This window comes from Streptomyces aidingensis (assembly GCF_900112355.1).
Taxonomy (GTDB): Bacteria; Actinomycetota; Actinomycetes; order Streptomycetales; family Streptomycetaceae; genus Streptomyces; species Streptomyces aidingensis.
In genome coordinates this window covers 1-18580 of the sequence record NZ_FOLM01000031.1, presented here as the reverse complement: position 1 = coordinate 18580, position 18580 = coordinate 1, and the positions used below count along the sequence as shown (strand labels likewise).

Annotated in this window: 18 protein-coding genes; 6 read left to right on the top strand and 12 right to left on the bottom strand. The window is 72.9% G+C overall.

The features are described 5' to 3' along the window. Positions 1 to 1302: family 43 glycosylhydrolase (locus BM242_RS27955; protein ID WP_107365200.1), on the top strand; the 1302-nt coding region annotated here is incomplete at its 5' end. 35 nt (positions 1303 to 1337) lie between these two features. Next, positions 1338 to 2405, top strand: a complete 1068-nt coding sequence (locus tag BM242_RS27950) for an arabinan endo-1,5-alpha-L-arabinosidase (protein WP_245834576.1) — start codon at positions 1338 to 1340, stop codon at positions 2403 to 2405. 113 nt (positions 2406 to 2518) lie between these two features. Here BM242_RS27950 and BM242_RS27945 read toward each other — a convergent pair whose 3' ends face one another. After that, positions 2519 to 2959, bottom strand: a complete 441-nt coding sequence (locus tag BM242_RS27945; protein WP_093841747.1) for an ATP-binding protein — start codon at positions 2957 to 2959, stop codon at positions 2519 to 2521. Between the two features lie 164 nt (positions 2960 to 3123). Here BM242_RS27945 and BM242_RS27940 point away from each other — a divergent pair, with 164 nt between their 5' ends. The 3 genes from BM242_RS27940 to BM242_RS27930 all read left to right on the top strand — a co-directional run bounded on the left by BM242_RS27940 (position 3124) and on the right by BM242_RS27930 (position 6207). Continuing rightward, on the top strand, positions 3124 to 4344 hold the full coding sequence (locus tag BM242_RS27940; RefSeq protein WP_107365198.1) for an ROK family transcriptional regulator: 1221 nt from the start codon (positions 3124 to 3126) through the stop codon (positions 4342 to 4344). Between the two features lie 204 nt (positions 4345 to 4548). After that, the gene (locus tag BM242_RS27935) at positions 4549 to 5010 is read left to right on the top strand and encodes a hypothetical protein (RefSeq protein ID WP_093841745.1); all 462 of its coding nucleotides are present in this window, start codon (positions 4549 to 4551) and stop codon (positions 5008 to 5010) included. 228 nt (positions 5011 to 5238) lie between these two features. Further along, positions 5239 to 6207 carry a phosphorothioated DNA-binding restriction endonuclease gene (locus BM242_RS27930; RefSeq protein WP_093841744.1) on the top strand — a complete coding sequence of 323 codons (969 nt, stop codon included), beginning with the start codon at positions 5239 to 5241 and terminating at the stop codon, positions 6205 to 6207. A gap of 309 nt (positions 6208 to 6516) precedes the next feature. Here the strand turns inward: BM242_RS27930 and BM242_RS27925 are convergent, their stop codons facing one another. The 11 genes from BM242_RS27925 to BM242_RS27880 form a co-directional block, all read right to left on the bottom strand. Continuing rightward, the gene (locus tag BM242_RS27925) at positions 6517 to 7461 is read right to left on the bottom strand and encodes a TIGR03086 family metal-binding protein (protein ID WP_175541622.1); all 945 of its coding nucleotides are present in this window, start codon (positions 7459 to 7461) and stop codon (positions 6517 to 6519) included. Between the two features lie 74 nt (positions 7462 to 7535). Continuing rightward, positions 7536 to 8576, bottom strand: a complete 1041-nt coding sequence (locus tag BM242_RS27920) for an RNA polymerase subunit sigma-70 (RefSeq protein ID WP_093841742.1) — start codon at positions 8574 to 8576, stop codon at positions 7536 to 7538. A 66-nt stretch (positions 8577 to 8642) separates the two neighbouring features. Further along, positions 8643 to 8783, bottom strand: a complete 141-nt coding sequence (locus BM242_RS29765; RefSeq protein WP_175541621.1) for a hypothetical protein — start codon at positions 8781 to 8783, stop codon at positions 8643 to 8645. Positions 8784 to 8855: 72 nt separating this feature from the next. Beyond that, positions 8856 to 9062: a hypothetical protein gene (locus BM242_RS27915; RefSeq protein ID WP_093841741.1), complete on the bottom strand. Its 207-nt coding sequence runs from the start codon at positions 9060 to 9062 to the stop codon at positions 8856 to 8858. Between the two features lie 10 nt (positions 9063 to 9072). After that, positions 9073 to 9687, bottom strand: a complete 615-nt coding sequence (locus tag BM242_RS27910) for a DUF5947 family protein (protein WP_093841740.1) — start codon at positions 9685 to 9687, stop codon at positions 9073 to 9075. Then, a complete protein-coding gene (locus BM242_RS27905) occupies positions 9684 to 10277 on the bottom strand; it encodes a NifU family protein (protein ID WP_093841739.1) in 594 nt (197 codons plus the stop codon). Before BM242_RS27905 ends, BM242_RS27910 begins: the two co-directional genes overlap by 4 nt. Beyond that, positions 10270 to 12069 carry a nickel-dependent hydrogenase large subunit gene (locus tag BM242_RS27900; RefSeq protein ID WP_093841738.1) on the bottom strand — a complete coding sequence of 600 codons (1800 nt, stop codon included), beginning with the start codon at positions 12067 to 12069 and terminating at the stop codon, positions 10270 to 10272. The genes BM242_RS27905 and BM242_RS27900 overlap by 8 nt, the downstream gene beginning before the upstream one ends. A 91-nt stretch (positions 12070 to 12160) precedes the next feature. After that, the gene (locus BM242_RS27895) at positions 12161 to 13246 is read right to left on the bottom strand and encodes an NADH-quinone oxidoreductase subunit B family protein (protein WP_093841737.1); all 1086 of its coding nucleotides are present in this window, start codon (positions 13244 to 13246) and stop codon (positions 12161 to 12163) included. Further along, a complete protein-coding gene (locus BM242_RS27890; RefSeq protein WP_093841749.1) occupies positions 13243 to 13788 on the bottom strand; it encodes a hemerythrin domain-containing protein in 546 nt (181 codons plus the stop codon). The genes BM242_RS27895 and BM242_RS27890 overlap by 4 nt, the downstream gene beginning before the upstream one ends. Then, the gene (locus BM242_RS27885; protein WP_093841750.1) at positions 13760 to 15337 is read right to left on the bottom strand and encodes a hypothetical protein; all 1578 of its coding nucleotides are present in this window, start codon (positions 15335 to 15337) and stop codon (positions 13760 to 13762) included. Before BM242_RS27885 ends, BM242_RS27890 begins: the two co-directional genes overlap by 29 nt. 68 nt (positions 15338 to 15405) lie before the next feature. Beyond that, on the bottom strand, positions 15406 to 15822 hold the full coding sequence (locus tag BM242_RS27880) for a hydrogenase maturation nickel metallochaperone HypA/HybF (protein ID WP_093841736.1): 417 nt from the start codon (positions 15820 to 15822) through the stop codon (positions 15406 to 15408). 343 nt (positions 15823 to 16165) lie between these two features. On the opposite strand from BM242_RS27880, the gene BM242_RS27875 reads away from it, so the two are divergent. After that, complete coding sequence (locus BM242_RS27875) at positions 16166 to 17893, top strand: glucuronyl esterase domain-containing protein (protein WP_093841735.1); 1728 nt, start codon at positions 16166 to 16168, stop codon at positions 17891 to 17893. Positions 17894 to 18580: the final 687 nt, after the last annotated feature.

Genomic DNA, 18580 nt, shown 5'->3' with positions numbered 1-18580 from the left:
GCACCGATCGTGCAGTGGGCGCGCAACGACGGCGCCTGGCAGCAGTGGCAGTTCGTGGACTCCGGCGGCGGCTGGTACCGGCTGAAGTCCCGGCACAGCGGCAAGGTGCTGGACCTCCGCGACTTCTCCACCGCCGACGGCGCCGAGGTCATCCAGTGGACCGACCACAACGGCACCAACCAGCAGTTCCGCATCGAGGACACCGACGCCGGCCATATCCAGCTGATCAACCGCAACAGCGGCAAGGCGCTGGAGGTCTGGGAGTGGTCCACCGACGACGGGGCCCGGGTGTCGCAGTACACCGATCTCAACGGGGCCAACCAGCAGTGGCAGCTGATCCGCGTGGACGGCGGGGCCAGCTCCGGCACCTACACCAACCCCATCAAGCACAACGGCCCGGACCCGTGGCTGCAGTACCACGACGGCTGGTACTACCTGGCCACCACCACCTGGAACTCCACCATCACCATGCGCCGCTCGCGCACCCTGGACGGCCTGCGCAGCGCGGCGGACACGGTGTTGTTCGACCTGTCGGGCCGGCCGAACGGCTGCTGCAACATGTGGGCGCCGGAGTTCCATCTCATCGACGGCCCGAACGGGCCGCGCTGGTACCTGTACTACGTGGCCGGGCAGAACGTGCCGGACTACAACCCCACCCAGCGGCTGCATGTGCTGGAGAGCGCGGGGACCGACCCGATGGGCCCGTACACCTTCAAGGCCGATCTGGGGAACACCTGGGAGCTGGACGCCAGCATTCTGCGGGTGAACGGCCGGCTCTACCTGCTGGGCAGCTACATGGACGGCACGCAGAGTCTGTCCATCACCCCGCTGAGCAACCCCTGGACCATCAGCGGGCCGCGCCGCACGCTCAGCCAGCCCACCTACGACTGGGAGCGGCAGACCCACCCGGTGAACGAGGGCGCCGAGCCGCTGTACCACAACGGCCGCACCATGATCGTCTACTCGGCCAGCGCCTGCTGGGGACCGGACTACAAGCTGGGCCTGCTCACCTTCACCGGCACCGATCCGCTCAACCGCAGTCACTGGACCAAGCACCCCGTCCCGGTCTTCCAGCGCAGCGACGCCAACGGGGTCTACGCCCCCGGCCACAACGGCTTCTTCACCTCTCCCGACGGCACGGAGGACTGGATCGTCTACCACGCCAACGACTCCGCCGGCGGCGGCTGCGACATGAACCGCTCCACCCGTGCCCAGAAGTTCACCTGGAACGCCGACGGCACCCCCAACTTCGGCACGCCCGTCCGCACCGGCATCGCCCTGACCGCCCCGTCCGGCGAATGACCGGCCGACGGCCCCACGACACAGGAGACAGCACCGTGCCACATGACCCAGCGCACCCGGCGCACCCGGCAGAACCGGAGCTCCAGGAGCCCCAGCGCTCCGCGCCGCCGCCCTCGCGGCGGAAACTGCTCGGCGGCACCCTGGCCGCCGGCACCCTGGCCGCCGCCGGGCTGACCGGCCTGGCCGGCACCGGCGTCCTGGGCGGCCGGGCCGCCGCCGCGCCCTACCCCTACCCCGGCCGGGTCACCGGCGACACCGGCCTGCACGACCCGGCCTTTGTGCGCCGGCCGCAGGGCGGCTATCTCGTCGCCCACACCGGCCACAACATCGCCCTGAAGACCTCGCCCGACCGCACCGACTTCCGCAACGCGGGCGCGGCCTTCCCCGGCGGCGCCCCCTGGACCACCACCTACACCGGCGGCGACCGCAACCTGTGGGCGCCGCATCTGTCCCACCACAACGGTCAGTACTGGCTGTACTACTCGGCCTCCACCTTCGGCTCCAACCGCTCGGCGATCTTCCTGGCCACCAGCGGCAGCGGGGACTCGGGAAGCTGGAGTCACCGGGGCCTGGTGATCGAATCCCGCTCGGGAGACGACTACAACGCCATCGACCCGCATCTGGCCGTGGACGAGCAGGGCCGCTGGTGGCTGGCGTTCGGCTCGTTCTGGTCCGGCATCAAGATGATCGCCATCGACCCCGGCAGCGGACTGCGCTCCGGCTCCGCCCTGTACTCCCTGGCCGGGCGCGGCGGCGGCGCGATCGAGGCCCCGACCCTCTTCCGGCGCGGCGGCCACTGGTATCTGTTCGTCTCCTTCGACATGTGCTGCCGTGGTGCCTCCAGCACCTACCGGATCATGGTCGGCCGCTCCACCTCGATCACCGGCCCCTACCACGACCGCAACGGGGTACCGATGACCTCCGGCGGCGGCACCGAGATCCTGGCCGGACACGGTTCCATCCACGGCCCCGGCCACCAGGACGTCTTCGCCGACACCGATCACGACATCCTGGCCTACCACTACTACGCCGACAACGGCCGGGCGCTGCTGGGCATCAACTGGCTCGGCTGGGACGCCGCCGGCTGGCCCTACGTCCACTGACGTCACTTCCCGCGCCGCTCCGGGCGCTCATCCGGGCCCGCCCGGGCCGCCCGGGCCGCCCGGGCCGGCGGCCCGTCGGCCCGCCCGCTTCCGTGGGCGGGCCGGCGGTGCGCTCAGGCCGGCAGCGGGAGCGGGGGCGGGGTGAGCTCGAACCAGACGGTCTTGCCGCCGGAGGCGTCCCGGTCCACCCCCCAGTCGTCGGCCAGGGTGTCCACCAGATGCAGCCCGCGCCCGCCCTCGCTGTCCTGGTCGCAGGGTGCCAGGTGCGGCAGCTCGGCACGCCGGTCGCCGACCGCGCAGCGCAGCCGGCCGGAACGTTCCTCCAGCAGCAGTTCCACCGGGCCCCCGCCATACCGCACGGCATTGGTGACCAGCTCGCTGACCAGCAGCTCCGCCAGGTCCGCATGGCATTCCAGACCCCACCGGCACAGCTTTTCGCGGGTCAGGCGCCGGGCCATGCCGGCCGCCGGCGGTTCGGCGGGCAGCGCGCATCCGTGCCGCCGGATGCCGCCCCCGTCCGTCCGGGCGGTGGTAAGGGTGAGTTCGTGGTACATGGCGATCTCGGTCCTGAGCCTGAGGCCCTACGTGTCGCGGCGGCGGGCCGCCGCCCGGGAGCCCCGCCGGTCTTCCCGATCGGTCGGGAAGAATGTCTCTTTTGAACTTAAGGTCGGGTACGCTCGACGTCAATAGTTCGCCAGCGAACTTATGAGGGATTTCTGTGACAAGCGGTGCCACGGTTACCCCCCGGGGTCCGGCGGGAGGCGCCCGCCCGGACACCCGGCGGCGGATCATCGGTCTGCTGCGCGCCCGCGGACCGATGAGCCGCGCCGAGCTGGCCACCGGCCTCGGCGTGGCCAAATCGACCGTGTCCACCCTGGTCGGGCGGCTGGTGGAGGAGGGCGTGCTGCTGGACCAGGGCCCGGCCCCGTCCGGCCGGCACCCGGCCCGGGGGCGGCCCCGCTCCACCGTCACCCTCAACCCGGCCATGGGCACCGCCGTCGGCCTGGACTTCGGTTTCCGCCATCTGCGCGCCGTGATCGCCGACGTCTCGCACACCACGCTCGCCCAGACCGTGGTCGACCTCGGCGTGGACTATCACGCCGCGGAAGGGCTGGACGCCGCGGCCGAGGCCACCGCGACGCTGCTGGAGACCGCCGGCCGCCCGGTGAGCGGACTGCTCGGCGTCGGCGCCGCGGTGATCGGCCCGATGGACCTCAGCCGCGGCGTGGTCACCCGCTCCTCCATGGTGCCGCGCTGGGACGGGGTGGCGGTCGCCGGTGAACTCGGCGACCGGCTGGCGGCCCGGCTGCCCCACCCGGTGCCGGTGACCGTGGACAACGACGCCACCTGCGCCGCCTACGGCGAACTGCTCTGGGGCGCCGCCCAGGGCGCCCGCGAACTCCTCTACCTCAAGCTGCACAGCGGCATCGGCGGCGCGGTGATCAGCGGCGGCGAGCTGCGCCGCGGCGCACGCGGCGCCGCCGGGGAGTTCGGCCACCTCTCCCTGGACCCGGCCGGTCCGCTGTGCCGCTGCGGCAGCCGCGGCTGCCTGGAGACCTACGCCGGCATCCCGGCAGTGCTGGCCTCCCTGGCCCCGATGGGGCCGGACCTGACCATCGCCACCCTGATCGAGCGGGTGCGGTCCGGCGATCCGGTCTGGATTCGCGCGCTGGCCGAGCCGGGCCGCCGCATCGGGCAGGCCGCCGGCATGCTGTGCAATGCCTTCAACCCCGACCGGATCGTGATAGGCGGCCGGCTGGCCGACGCCGGACGGCCCCTGCTGGACGAGATCGCCGCCGGGCTGCGCGGCTTCTCGCTGCCGCTGAACGCGGGGGTACGGCTGGACCTGGGCACGCTCGGCCCGGCGGCCTCGGCGCTGGGCGCGGTCGGCCTGGTGCTGGCCACCGACGGCCGGCCCGTCACCGCGAACCACCGCTGAAGCCACGGCAGTTGCTCCGCCGAGGCCGATCCCGTCCGCACCGTCAACACCGGAGGGCACGGCCGTTACCATCGTGCGAGACTCCGGACGGCATCCGACGGCTGACCGCGCCGTGTCCGTATGACGGACCCGGCCCGCCGCCGGCCGGCCGGCCCGACGGCAAGCGCAAGCACGCACGCAGCGAGACACGGGACAGAGGCGCGAATGCCCAGCGACGAGCTTCGCCTGAAGCTCCAGGAAGCCAGGGAGCGGAAGGAATCCGAAGCCCTGCCGGTCCGGCTCTCCGGCGTGGACTGCCAGGGCTACCGGTCGGCGGAGGAGATACCCGACTGGATTCCGGACCGGATACGGGTCTTCGAGAAGGCCGGTACGGCCGCGGACGCCCGGATCGCCGGCGACACCCCCGACGAAGAGGTGGACCGGTGGATCGAGGGCTTCGCCCGGGAGCACGGACTGGGCGGCCACGTCCTGCTCAAGACCGGCATGCGCCTGTTCCCCTGGATGGAATGCCGGCTCCCGGAGGAGGGCTGGGCGGCGGCGCTGCGCTCCGCGCTCGGCGGCGACCTCTTCCTCGTCTCCGCCGGCCGGAGCGTGCTGGTGGTGGTCTTCGAGGAGGAGCACGAACACCTCGCCTTCGCCGCCCGCGACACCGCCCCGGACGCCTGATCAGCCCCTGCCGGACACGTCGGACGGGAGCCCTCCCCAGTGGGTGCGGAGAGTCTGGAGGGCTCCCGTCTCACCCCATGAGTTGCCACCACCCGCCAAAAGGTTGCCGTCGGCACGGCCACGCGCCGGCGAATGCGTCACCAGCGGCAGGCCGCGCCCGCCGCACGCGCCCGGACCGGTGCCCCGCCGACACCGGCCGGCAGGGGAGCGGTGTGGCAGGGTGCGGGTATGACGCGGGAGGAACTGCTGGCGCTGCTCGGTGGGTTGCGCCGGGCACCGGTGGGCGGGCGGCGGGCGCCGCACAAGCCGCTGCTGGTGCTGTGGCTGCTGGGGCGCTTCGCCGCACACGGCACCACCGCCGTCGGCTACGCCGACGCCGAGGAGCCGGTCAGCCGGATCATCAACGACTTCGGGCCGGTGGTGAAGTCACCGTCGCTGGCCCGGCAGCGGGCGGCCATGCCGTTCGTCCATCTGGAGCGGGAGCTGTGGGATCCGCGTGACGCGGACGGCCGCCCGATCCCGCCCGAGGCACCGGAACGCGGCGCCTGGCTGCGTGAGCGCGGCGCGCACGGCCGTCTCCGCCCCGAGGCGGAGGCCGTGCTCGCCGACCCGGTCGCGCTGGCCGCCGCCGTCCAGTTGCTCATCGACCAGCACTTCACCCCGGCCCTGGAGATGCCGCTGCGCGAGGCCACCGGGCTGGATCTGACCACCTCGCTCACCCCGGCCGAGGCGGCGGCCCGCCATCTGGTCAGCACCACCCGTCAGGCCCGGCAGCGCCGCACGGCCGGCTTCGCCGAGCAGGTGCTGCGGGCGTACGCCTACGCCTGCGCCATGTGCGGCTTCGACGGCGCGCTCGGCCGCAATCCGGTGGGCCTGGAGGCCGCGCACATCAAGTGGCACAGCCAGGGCGGCCCGGACGACCTGCCCAACGCGCTGGCCCTGTGCGCCCTGCACCACACCCTCTTCGACCTCGGGGTGCTGGGCCTGACCGACGAGCGCCGGATCCGGGTCTCCGCGCACTATGTGGCGCGCAGTTCTGCGGGCCGGGCGGTGGACGAGCTGCACGGCCGGCCGCTGGCCGAACCGCGTCCGGGCGTGCCGGCGCCGTCCTCCGCGATGATCGGCTGGCACTCCGCCCAGGTCTACAAGCACCCGGCCCGTTCCGGCCGTTCCGTGCCGTGCGGCGGAGGCGGATGAACGGATGAGCAGTTGAGAGAGGGGGCCGCCCGGGCGTTCCGGCGGACGTCGTCCACGTCCGCCGGAACGCCAGCCTCCCCGGCTCCCGGAACCCCTCCGGGCGCGACCGGCCCATCCCCACAGGCCGGACGAGAGCGACCGGGAGCCCTCCTCCTGGGGGGCGACGATGGAGGGCTCCCGTTCTGCCCCTGAGTTGCCGCCGTGCTCGAAAAGGTTGCCGCCCGTCGAAGATTTTTTCTTGTGTGGCGAGCTGTCATGGACCGGCCCCCGGACCGGGCTCCGGGCCCGGAGCCCGGTCCGGGGGCCGCGTCAGGCCTGTCGGCCCAGGTGGGCGAGGAGGGTGGTGAACGGCGGGGCGGTCGGGGAGACCAGGATCTGTGCGCCGAACCGGCCGAGCTTCCGCTGCTCCTCGCCCACCCCGTCCCGGGTGAACTCCCAGACCGCGCGGACCGCTTCCTCGTCCGCGGGATAGGGCACGCCCGCGGCGTGCGCCACATCCCAGCCGTGCACCACCGTCTCCACCAGACACATGCCGGCGATCATGGCGCCGCGCACCGGGCCGCCGGGGAACCCGGTGAACTCCCGCTCCGCCGTGCCGGGAGCGGCCAGCGCCCCGGCGCACCGCTCGGCGATCTCCCGGAACGCCGCGGCCGGCCGGTCGCCGAGCACATCGGTGCCGGCCTGGTGCTGCGGGTCGAACTCGGCGGCATCCACCCGCTCGCCCTCGGCGAGCCGGGCGAAGGCCAGCAGGCCGCCCGCCAGATGGCCGGCGGCCTGCCGCACAGTCCACGCCGCACAGCCGCTGGGCGCCGTCCAGGCGCCCGCCGGAACCTGCTCCAGGGCCGTGGCCACCACCTCGGCGCTGCGCCGCAGCAGGACCACCCGCTCGCCGTCCCCGGCCGCCGCGGCCATGGCCCCGCGCAGCTCCTCGGCGTCGTAGACCAGCTCGCCGCGGATGATGCGCCCGTCCCGCACCTGGAGCACCTCGGCCGCGGTGAGGGTGCCGGGCAGCGGGTCCATCTCCCAGTCGATCACCGAGCAGACCGTGTCGCCGTCGGAGAACTGGCGGCGGACGCGGAAGCCCCGCACCGCGGCGCCGGCCTGCCGGGCCATCGCCCGGAAACCGTCGGCGCTGTCGAAGGACGCCACCGGGCCGGTGAAGACCAGCCCGTCGTCCAGCGGCACACCGCTCATGTCACCGGCGTGGTTGATCCAGGCGTCGTAGTACTTCCCCACCACTGCGAGAGTGTCCACGGGAACCTCCGGGCTCCGGGCTCGGGCCGCTTTCCGGCCGTTCACCACTGTCAGATCCGGCGGCCGGCGCCGGCTCATCGGTCCCGGCGGAAATACCCGGCGGAAATAATCGGCGGCAGCCCGAACCGGGCCGGCAGGGCCGGGTCGGGGAAGCCGGTGATCTCCGCGATGCCCTGCTCCGTGACGGTGAGCACCATGACCCCGTAGGCGTGCAGCGGGCCGCCGCCGCCCCGGCCGGCGAGGTCCGGGAGATAGGCCGCAAGCGCGGGCTGGCCGTTGGCGGCCGTCTCCACCAGGCGGATGAGATCCCACCGGCCGCCGGCCGGCACGGTGGCGTAGAAGCCGGCGATCGCCTGCGGCCCGTGGATCTCCATCGGCTGCGGCGGCATGCGCAGCACCGCGTCCGCGCGCAGCAGTTCGGCCAGGGCCTCGGTGTCGCACCGCTCCCAGGAGCGCACAAACCTGCGGACCAGCTCCCGCTCGTACGCCGACAGCGGGCGCTCCGGCCGCCGCCGCACCCGGGCCGCCAGGGTGGCCCGGCCGCGCTGGAGGGAGCTGTTCACCGCCGCCACGCTGCTGCCCAGATATCCCGCCACCTCGGCGGCGCTCCAGGCCAGCACCTCCCGCAGGATCACCACCGCGCGCTGGGTGGCGGGCAGCAGTTGCAGGGCGGCCACATAGGCCAGCGCCACCGCCTCCCGCTGCTCCACCACCACCGCCGGATCGAGCTCGCCCAGCAGCACGTCCGGATACGGCTGGAGCTGCTCCACCTCGGCCACGCTGACCGGCGCCCGCCTGCGCCGCTCCGCCGCCCTCAGGCAGGTGGTGGTGGCTATCCGGTGCAGCCAGTGGTCCAGCGGGGCGCGCTCCGCATAGGTGTGCAGGCTCCGCCAGGCCCGCACCATGGTGTCCTGGAGCGCCTCCTCGGCCTCGTCGAACGAGCCGAGCATGCGATAGCAGTGCAGGTGCAGGGCCCTTCGGTGCCGCCCCACCAGCGCCGCGAACGCCCTCTCGTCCCCGCCCCGGGCCGCCGCCAGCAGGGCGGCGGCGCCCTCGTGCGCCGTGCCCGCCGCCGTGTCCGCCGCCGGGCCCGCGGTGCTCTCCGCTCCGTGCATGGCTTCGACGCTAGCGGCGCCCACTGACAAGCACCCCTGCCGCAGCGGTCCGGGCGGGCAGGGGAGTCAGGCGCGGTGGGTGAGTCTGCGGCCGGCCATCCGCCAGATCCGGTACTCGCGCACCATTCCGGGCATTTCCTTGATCAGCAGGGCGAGCGCCATTCCGGTGAGGAAGACGATCTGGGCGATCAGTACGCGTCGGGCCATGATCTCTCCTGCTCCTGGTCGGTTCTGCCGGTTCTGCCGGTGGCGGCGGACTCGGGGCGCCGCCGGGCCCGCTCAGCCCGGCGGGAGGTTGGGCATGATCGTGGAGGTCGCGTTGTGCCGCTTGGGATTGACTCCGGTGGAGCGGCGCGCGTCGGCGGTGCCGTCCCCGTGGTGTCCCGGCTGCCCGGTGGCCGGCCCTTCGTTGCCCTGGTGGATACCGGGCACATGGCCCGGGGTGTCCGGCCGGGCATCGGGCTTTCCGGTGCGGATGGTGCCCATGGTCCTCTCCCTACTCGCGTGGGGTCAGCTCGTCGAAGAAACGCGCGATGGCGGGCCGGATGCGGGTACCTCCGGAGAGCCCCCGCCATTCCTGCCGGACCACGCCGACCAGCCGGAAACAGTCGTCGACCGGCACGATCCAGTGCTGATCGGCACCACCGGGCACCGTGTCCGCCAGCAGCGCCTCCACCCCGGCCCGGATGGTCCCCAGCGCGGGCCGGCGGCACACCGCGGCCCGCCACACCTCCGGGTCCAGCTCCCACCGGGTGGCGCCGGCCGGGCTGGGGTAGTGGGCGAGCACGGTGCCGTCCGGGTGCGGGACGAAGAACGCCAGGCCGACCGGGACGCCCAGCTCCCGCCCGGGCGGCGGCCCGGGCAGCCGTACCCGGCGCCGCGGCACCAGCAGATGCTTTCCCCGGGCCGCCGCGTCCCTGGTGAACAGCAGCGCGCAGGCCCGGCAGGCGCACAGCAGCTCGCCGTCGGTGGTGTCCAGCAGATGGCGGTGCTCGTCCTCGGCCGGCGCGGCACACAGCCCGCAGCGCTCGGCGTCCCCGCTGTCCCCCGCGTTCCCGGCGTCCGTGCCGGGGCGGGCGATGAGGCGGGCGAGCGCGGCGCCGGCCGTCACACCGGCTCCCCGGCGGGTGCCGCCGCGCGGCGGGTCAGCGAGGCGACCGGGACGAACGCGGGGGCGGCGGCCCCGGCACCGGTCTCCCGCACCACCTCGACCCCGGACAGTTCCGGCGCCATGGCGAGCACGGCCTCCCGCACCGCCTCCTGGAGCGCGGACGCGGAGCCGCCGCAGCCCTTGGCGGTCAGCCGCACCCGGGCCACTCCGTCCGCCGTGACCCCGGCCGGCTCCACCTCGCCGCCGCGCTCCCGCACCGCGGGCCGCAGCCGCTCCACCGCGCGGGCGGCGCGGCGCTCGGCCGGCTCCGGGTGCAGTCCGTGCAGCACCAGCAGATGGGCCAGCAGCTCGTCGTCGAGCAGCCCGTCGAGCAGCCCGCCGGATGTCCCGGGGGCGGTCCCGGCGGCGGTTCCGGCCAGGTCCAGGACCCGGGCCAGGGCCTCGCCGTAGAGGCCGGTCAGCGCCCGCAGCGCGTCCACCGCCGCCCGCGCGCCCGGCCCGGGCAGGGACTCCACGCGCTCCAGCAGTTCGTCGGCCCGGGCCAGCAACCGCCCGAGCTCCTGGCCGTCGAGCCGGTCACGGTCAGCCATGGGTCTCTCCGTACACCGGTGAGTGCCGGGTCTGGAGCACCTTGCCGTTGCCCAGGTACATGTGCACCCCGCAGGGCAGGCAGGGGTCGAAGCTGCGCACGGTGCGCATGATGTCGACGCCCTTGAAGTCCTCCGGCCCGTTCTCCTCGAATACCGGCTGGCCCTGCACGGCGTCCTCGTACGGGCCCGGGGTGCCGAAGCCGTCCCGGGGGCTGGCGTTCCAGGGGGTGGGCGGGTAGGGGTGGTAGTTGGCGATCTTCTTGTCCTTGATCACCAGGTGGTGCGAGAGCACCCCGCGCACCGCCTCGTGGAAGCCGCAGCCGATGGCCTCGTCGGGCACCTCGAAGTCGGTGAAGATCCGGGTGTCCCCGGCCCGGACCCGGCCCATCGCCCGGTCCAGGAAGTCGAAGGCCATGGCGGCGGCGTAGGCGACGAAGTAGGGGCGGGCCCGGTCGCGTTCCAGGGTGTTGCTCCAGCGCGGGATCTGCCACTCCAGGGTCATCTCCGGCAGCCGCTCGCTCCTGGGCAGCGAGATCCGCACACTGTGCCCGGTGGCCTTGATGTAGGGGGTGTCGACCAGGCCGTTGAGGGCGGTGGACCACAGCCGGGCCAGCGGGCCGCCGCCGGTGTCCAGGGCGAGATGCTGCCCGCTGGCCGCGTGGTACCAGCGCGGGCTCATCACCCAGCTGTAGTTGCCGGCGAAGTCCCGCTTCTGCGGCTCCGGCAGGGTGGTCTGGTTCCACGGATGCCGCATGTCCACCGGGTTGCCCAGCGGGTCGTGGCGGACGAAGGGCTCCTCGTTGGTCCAGTCCTCGTAGAAGGAACTGCCGAGCAGGATCCGCATGCCGAGGTTGATGTCGACCAGGCTGTTGGTGACCAGCTCGCCGTCGACCACGATGCCCGGGGTGACATACATCGCCCGGCCCCACTGGTCCATCGTCTCGTAGCGGTAGTCGCAGACATCGGGGTTCTGCCAGGCTCCCCAGCAGCCGAGCAGGATGCGGCGGCGGCCGACCTCCTCGTAGCCGGGCAGGGCCTCGTAGAAGAAGTCGAAGACGTCGTCGTTCATGGCCACCGACGTCTTGATGAAGTCGGTGACCCGCAGCAGCCGGCTGAGGTAGTCGGTGAAGGCGGTGGGGGAGGGCATGGTCCCCACCCCGCCCGGATACAGCGTGGAGGGATGCACATGCCTGCCCTCCATCAGGCAGAACATCTCCCGGGTGATCCGGCTGACCTGGAGGGCCTCCTTGTAGACCGCGCCCTCGAAGGGGTTGAAGGCCCGCATGATGTCGGCGATGGTGCGGTGGCCGTGGATGTGGCCGCGGGGTGCGGCGGTCCGCTCCGCCCTGGCCAGCACGCCGGGGTTGGTGGCCCGGACCATCGCCTCGCAGAAGTCGACGAACACCATGTTGTCCTGGAAGATGGTGTGGTCGAACATGTACTCGGCCGCCTCGCCGAGGTTGACGATGTGCTCGGCGAGCGGCGGCGGCTTGATGCCGTAGGCCATCTGCTGCGCGTAGTCCGAGCAGGTGGTGTGGTTGTCGCCGCAGATGCCGCAGATCCGGCTGGTGATGAAACCGGCGTCCCGCGGGTCCTTGCCCTTCATGAACACCGAGTAGCCCCGGAACAGCGAGGACGTGCTATGGCACTCCGTCACCTCCCGGTTGGCGAAGTCGATTTTGGTGTAGATGCCGAGATTGCCGATGATCCGGGTGATCGGGTCCCAGGACATCTCCACAATCTGCGGGGCCTTGCGCTGCCCCGCCTCGGGGCGTGCCTCGGTGGCCGTCATGTCGGTCGCTGTCTCGCTCTCGTCTCGCGGTCCGGTTGGGCCGGTTGGGCCGGTTGGGCCGGGTGGCCGGCCGGTCCTGGTGGGTCGGGGGTCAGGGACGCCAGCGCGGGTTGTAGCCGCTGGTCAGCTCGGGCCCGTTGTGATGCCACTTGGGTTCGCGGTTCAGCGCGTAGTTGGTGATCCCGCGCAGCCGCCGCATGACCGCGCCGTAGGGCTTGATCAGGGTGGCGGACAGGCTGCCGCCGGAGGGTTCGTCCATGAACGGCATGAAGGCGTCGGGGAAGCCCGGCATGGTGCAGCCGATGCAGATGCCGCCGACGTTGGGGCAGCCGCCGACCCCCGACATCCAGCCGCGCTTGGGCACGTTGCAGTTGACCACCGGTCCCCAGCAGCCCACCCGGACCTGGCACTTGGGGGAGTTGTAGTCCTTGGCGAAGTCGGCCTGCTCGTAGTAGGCGGCGCGGTCGCAGCCCTCGTGCACGGTCTTGCCGAACAGCCACTGCGGGCGCAGATTACGGTCCAGCGGCGGCGGGGGCGCCGACCCGGCGGCATGGTAGAGCAGCCAGGTCAGGGTCTCCATGAAGTTCTCCGGCTGGATCGGACAGCCGGGCACATTGACGATCGGCAGTGCGCCCTGCGAGCGGAAGTCCCAGCCCAGATAGTCGGCCAGGCCCATGCAGCCGGTCGGATTCCCGGCCATGGCGTGGATGCCGCCGAAGGTGGCGCAGGTGCCGGCCGCCACCACCGCCCAGGCGCGGGGCGCCAGGCGGTCGATCCACCAGTTCAGGGTCAGCGGCTCGCCGGTCTCCGGGTCATTGCCGAAGGAGGTCCAGTAGCCCTCGCCGTCGATGATGTTCTGATTGGGGACCGAGCCCTCGATCACCAGGATGAACGGGCCGAGGTCGCCGCGCGCCGCGGCCCGGAACGGTGCCAGAAACGATTCGCCGCCCAGGGTGGGGGAGAGCACTTTGTTGTGCAGGTTCACCTTCGGCAGCCCGGGGATCAGCCCCTGCACGATGTCCTCGATGGCCGGCTGGCCGGAGGCCGTCATCGAGACCGTGTCGCCGTCGCAGCTCATGCCCTCGGAGATCCACAGGATGTCGATCTCCTCGAAACCGCGCCGGGCGCCGGTCTCCGCGGTGCCGGTGTCCGTGCTGCCGCTCGCCGTGGTCGTCATGGGCGCGGCCTTCCCTGGAGACGGTCACGGACCCGGTCGTAGACCGCGGCCACCGGGCCGGCCAGGGCCAGGGCCGGCGGCTGGTCCGGCGCGTGCGGATGCGGCCGGGTCGGGGCGGTCCGCCGGGCCTCCTTCAGGGCGTGGCCCAGCTCGTCGATGACCCGCGGGCCGACCGCGTCCCGCAGCCGGGGCAGGAACTCGTCCTCCTCCTCCCGCACATGCTCCTCGATCTCCCGTTCGAGCTGCGCCATCAGGGCGTCGGCGCGCTCGTCGCCGGCGCCGAGCCGGTCCAGGGCCAGCAGGGTCTTCTTGACGTCCGCGTGCTCGGCCAGATGACGGTCCGCAAGCTGCCCCCCGCCCGGGATCTCCTCCCTGGCCAGCGGGTAGACCAGCAGCTCCTCCAGCGCGGCGTGCGCGGAGAGCTCGTGGACCAGGATCTCCACGACGCCCCGGCGCTGGGTGTCGGAAGCCGCCGCGTGATAGTCGCGGAACAGCTGCTCCACCCTCCGGTGGTCATGTTTCAACAGCTCGATGGCGTCCATCGGCCCTCTCCTCGTCGGCTGCCCCGGCGGGCAGCGGCTCGATCTCGTCGGGGCGGAAGTAGAAGAACCGGCCGTACCAGGAGTGCAGTTCGGCGGCCGGATCGTCGTCCAGGGTGACCGCGAGATGGGTGGCGCCCTCCAGGTCGCGGAAGACCGCGGCCACCCGGGCGGAGCGGCCGGCCAGGAACATGTCCTGGGCGTCCGCGCCCCGGCCGCGCGGGCGCAGCCGCACCCTGCTGCCCCCGGACACCTCCGTCCCGCCGACCGCGACGGTGTCGGTGGCCGGGCGGAAGCCCTCCTCGCCGCCCTCGCCGCCCGCCGGGTCCGGCTCCTGCCACCAGGGCTGCCGGGCCCGGCGCGGCACCGGCCCGGTGACCGGGCGGCGGGAGCGGATGGTGCCGTGCAGCCGGGCGAGGGTCTCCTGCGGCATGCCGTCCACCCGGTCCAGAATCCGGGCGGCCAGCGGGTCGGTGGCCCGCGCCTCCCGCTTCTCCTCGTCGGTCAGCAGCATGGTGCGCAGCGAGAGGATCTCGTCGATCTCGGCGGCGTCGCAGAGGTCACCCGGGCTCTCCGGGGCGACGGACGGGTGGTCGGGCAGCAGGATGGGGGAGGACAGCAGCAGCCCCTCCCGGCCGGGACCGGGGCCGGGTCCGGGTCCGGGGTCCGGGTCGCGGTCGTGGCCGTCCGGCTCGCCGCCGGCCGCTCCTTGGGCCAGTACCGGGAAGGTGTACAGGTTGCGGCACCGCCGGGCATGTCCGGCCGCCCACTCCGGGGGGTCGGTCAGGGAGAGAAAGGACACCCCCGTACCGCCCAGAAAGGTGTGACAGGCGATCAGCGAGCGGCGGAGCACCTGCTCGCGCGGGGTGTCCACGGTGATGTCCGGTGCCGCCGTGGTGTTCTCGGTGCGCACCCGCAGCCGGTACAGGCCGCGGGCGGCGTCGAGCGGCTCGGCGGTCAGCGTGGTCCGGGCCCCGACCGGCAGCCGGCGGCGTACCACCCGGCCGGAGTCGTCCGGCAGCGGCTCGATCTCCGTGCCGCCCGGCGCGTCCGCCCGGAACGTCCGGCCGGCGCCGTCGCACAGCGCGGCCAGCTCCGCGGTGAACTCGGTCTCCCGCTCCACCGCCTCGTCGAAGGTGAGATGAACGGCCCCGCCGGCCTCCGGCTCCAGGGACCCGGCCGGCGCGTACCCGCCGTCGTCGGTGCGGCGCTCCACGCCCTTGTGCTGGAGCTGGAGCCGGCGCAGCCGGACCCGGACCACCGCGCCGGCCGGGTCCCCGGCGGTCCGGAACAGGCACTCCGTCTGCTGGAACCAGGACTCGGCGGAGCCCGCGACGCTCGGGGTGAGGGGGCCGTTGCGCTCGGCCCAGACGCGCGGCGCCAGAATGCCGAACTGCCAGCGCACCCGGTTCTTCGGCGAGGAGCGGCGGTAGGGGTAGAGGAGGTAGCCCTCGTAGAGGACGGCGTCCGCGACCGGCCGCAGCCGCTCGAAGCCGGAACCGTCCGGCCGCGGGCGTGCGCCGCGGGCCGGGCCGGTCTGGTCGTCCGTCATGGTCTCTCCGCCCTCCGCCGCGGTTCCCGGCACGGTGCCGCCGTCCTCACCACTGTTCTCCGCGGGTTTCAACATTCGCCCTGTTTGCCGGTTTCTGCGCGCTGTGTCGGTGCGCCCGGGTGACAGGCGTCCCGCGCCGGGTCCGTGAGCCGGACCTCGGCCAGCTCCAGCTCGCGCCCGGTCAGCAGCTCCGCGGCGGCCCGCCCGCAGCGCGGGCAGCACAGCGAGGGCGGGGAGCCGACGGCGAACCGTTCGCCGCAGTCCCCGCACCGGGCGCGGGCCGGCACCTCCTCGATGAGCAGGGCCGCGCCGGCCGCCGGGGTGCCCTCGGTGACCAGGCCGAAGGAGAACCGCAGGGCGTCGGGAACCACGCCGGCCAGCTCGCCGACGCGCAGCAGGACGGCTGCCACGCCGGCGGCGTCGTGCTCGCGGGCCACCTCGCCGGCCCGCTCGGCGACGGCGGCGGCGATCGAGAGCTCGTGCATGGGCGGCCACGTTAGGCAGCGCCCGCCCGCCGGGGTGGCCGGCGGCACGGCGGGGGGCCGATTTCACCCCGTCGGCACACGGGCGGGACCCGGCCGCCGGGCGAAGAGACCGGTCCGAAAAACTTCCGGGCGATAAACCGGAAAGTGGCCGAAACTTTCTGTTGTCATGTCCTGGTCCCCTCCCTAGGCTGAAAGCGCTTACAGACCGGTTTCGGCGCCCTGCGAACCGTATGTGACCTGCGCCGGGGCCCCGCCCGGCCGGACCGGTGTGCCCCCATCCCAACCATGGGCGCGTTCCGGCACCCGCAGCACCGCCCGGGACGCGCCATGTCCTGGAGGACCCATGCACTTGTCCAGATTCCGGCCCCGGGCGTGGGCAGCGGCCGTCTTCGTCGCCGTCGCGGGCCTGGCCGGCACCACGCTCATCCCCTCCACCGGCGCCGCGGCGGCGTTCAACGCCGCGGTGGAGGACGAAGGCGCCGACTGCCCGGTCGGCTCCACCCCCGCCACCAACAACTCCCAGCTTCCCGACCCCTTCACCCGCCTGGACGGCACCCGCATCAGCACCAAGGCCGACTGGCGCTGCCGCCGCGCGGAGATCCGGGAGCTGGCCGAGCGCACCGTCTACGGCCAGAAGCCGGAGAAGCCCTCCTCGGTCACCGGCACGGTGACCAGCAGCCGGATCACCGTCAACGTCTCCCACAACGGCCGCAGCTCAAGCTTCTCCGCCGGGGTGCAACTGCCCTCCGGCTCCGGTCCCCACCCCGCGGTCATCGTCCTGGGCGGATTCGGCGCCGACACCGCCGCCATCACCTCCGCGGGTGCCGCCGTCATCAGCTACGACCCCCTGGCCGTGGGACAGGAAGGCACCTCCCGCTCCAACAAGCAGGGCGCCTTCTACAGCATCTACGGCTCCAACAGCTCCACCGGCCTGCTGATGGCCTGGTCCTGGGGTGTCAGCCGCATCATCGACGTCATCGAGTCCTCCGGCGGCAACATCCTCAAGGCCGACGCCACCGGGGTGACCGGCTGCTCCCGCTACGGCAAGGGCGCCTTCGTCGCCGGCGCCTTCGACCAGCGCATCGCGCTGACCATGCCGATCGAGTCCGGCACCGCCGGCGCCCCCATCCTGCGCGGCGTCGCCCAGGAGAGCGGCGCCCAGCCGCTGTCCAGCGCCTACGGCGAACAGCCCTGGCTGGGCGACGCCTTCAACTCCTACACCGGCAACCCCGCCGGCCTGCCGGTGGACACCCACCAGATCGTCGGCATGATCGCCCCGCGCGGGCTGTTCATCATGGAGAACCCGCATGTGGACTGGCTGGGCGCCCGCTCGGGCAGCGTGGCCGCACTGGGCGGCGCGGAGGTCTACAAGGCACTGGGTGCCCAGGCCAACATCTCGTACTGGTCGGATGTCTCCGACGGCACCCACTGCGCCTCCCGCTCCGAATGGCGCTCCCCGCTCCAGCAGTCCATCCGCGCCTTCCTGCTCGACAGCGGCAGCCCGCCCGCGGTGTTCCGGATCTCCTCCAGCAAGGCCGGCAACCTGAGCCAGTGGCGCAACTGGACCACACCCACCCTGCCCGACGGCGGCACCACCGGCACCAGCACCACCGGCACCAACACCACCGGGAACACCACGACCGGTACGACGGGGAACACCACGACCGGTACGACCGGCACCACGACGACCGGCACCACGGGTGACACCACGACCGGCACGACCGGGAACACCACGACCGGCACCACGGGCAACACCACGGACGGCCCCGGTGACACCTGCACGGCCACCTATCGCACGGTCAACAGCTGGCAGGGCGGCTTCCAGGGCGAGGTGACGGTCAGCAACAACGGCGGCAGCGCGATGAGCGGCTGGACCGTCAGCATGACCTTGGCCTCCGGCCAGTCCATCAACAACCTCTGGAGCGGCCAGAACACCGGGACCAGCGGCTCCATCACGGTCCGCAACGCTCCCTGGAACGGCAACGTCCCGGCGAGCGGGTCGGTCACCTTCGGATTTGTCGCCGGCGGCAACTCCTCCCCCGCGCCGGCCATCACCGGCTGCACCTCCTGACCCGTCCCGTCCCCGCAACCCCACGGTCCTGCCCCGGCGCGCCGCATCCGGCGCCGGGGCGGGACCCGTCCCGATGCCGGCCGCGGAATTCCGAAAAACTTCCGAAAATTTTCCGGATCACCATCCTGATTACGGCCCGGATTGTGATCTTCCGGTAACGGATCTCCATGAGGTTAAGTTGTTATGAACCTGCCAAAGAGGTCCTGACCAGCGTGAATCTTCTCCAGCTGGCCTGGGAATCCAGGAAGTAGTCTCCGAAATTTATCCGAGAACTGTTGACAACTTCACAGGGCAGCCCCAATCTAACGCCATCGACGGGCCGCACCTTCCGTCGAGCCGGGTCATGAGCCGCGACCCGGTCACCACCGGTCGCCGGCCGCTCGGCGACCGGACAGTTCACCCCCCACCGTCGTGATACGACGCGGACGTGCGGTGGCTGTTCTCCCCGGCCGCCGGAAGCCCGCCGGTGCGTATCACGCCGCCTGGCTTCCCCGCCAGCCTGTACAAGGAGGAAGCACGCACATGAACGATGCCCCCGCCCGCACCAGAGGCCGCAGATCCGGGCGGATCAGACTGCTGCCGAAGCGAACCCGCGGCCGGATCAAGCTGCTGATCAGTGCCGCGTGTGCCGCGCTGGTCGGGGCGGCGCTGCTGCCCGCCGGCAGTGCCCAGGCCGCGACCATCACG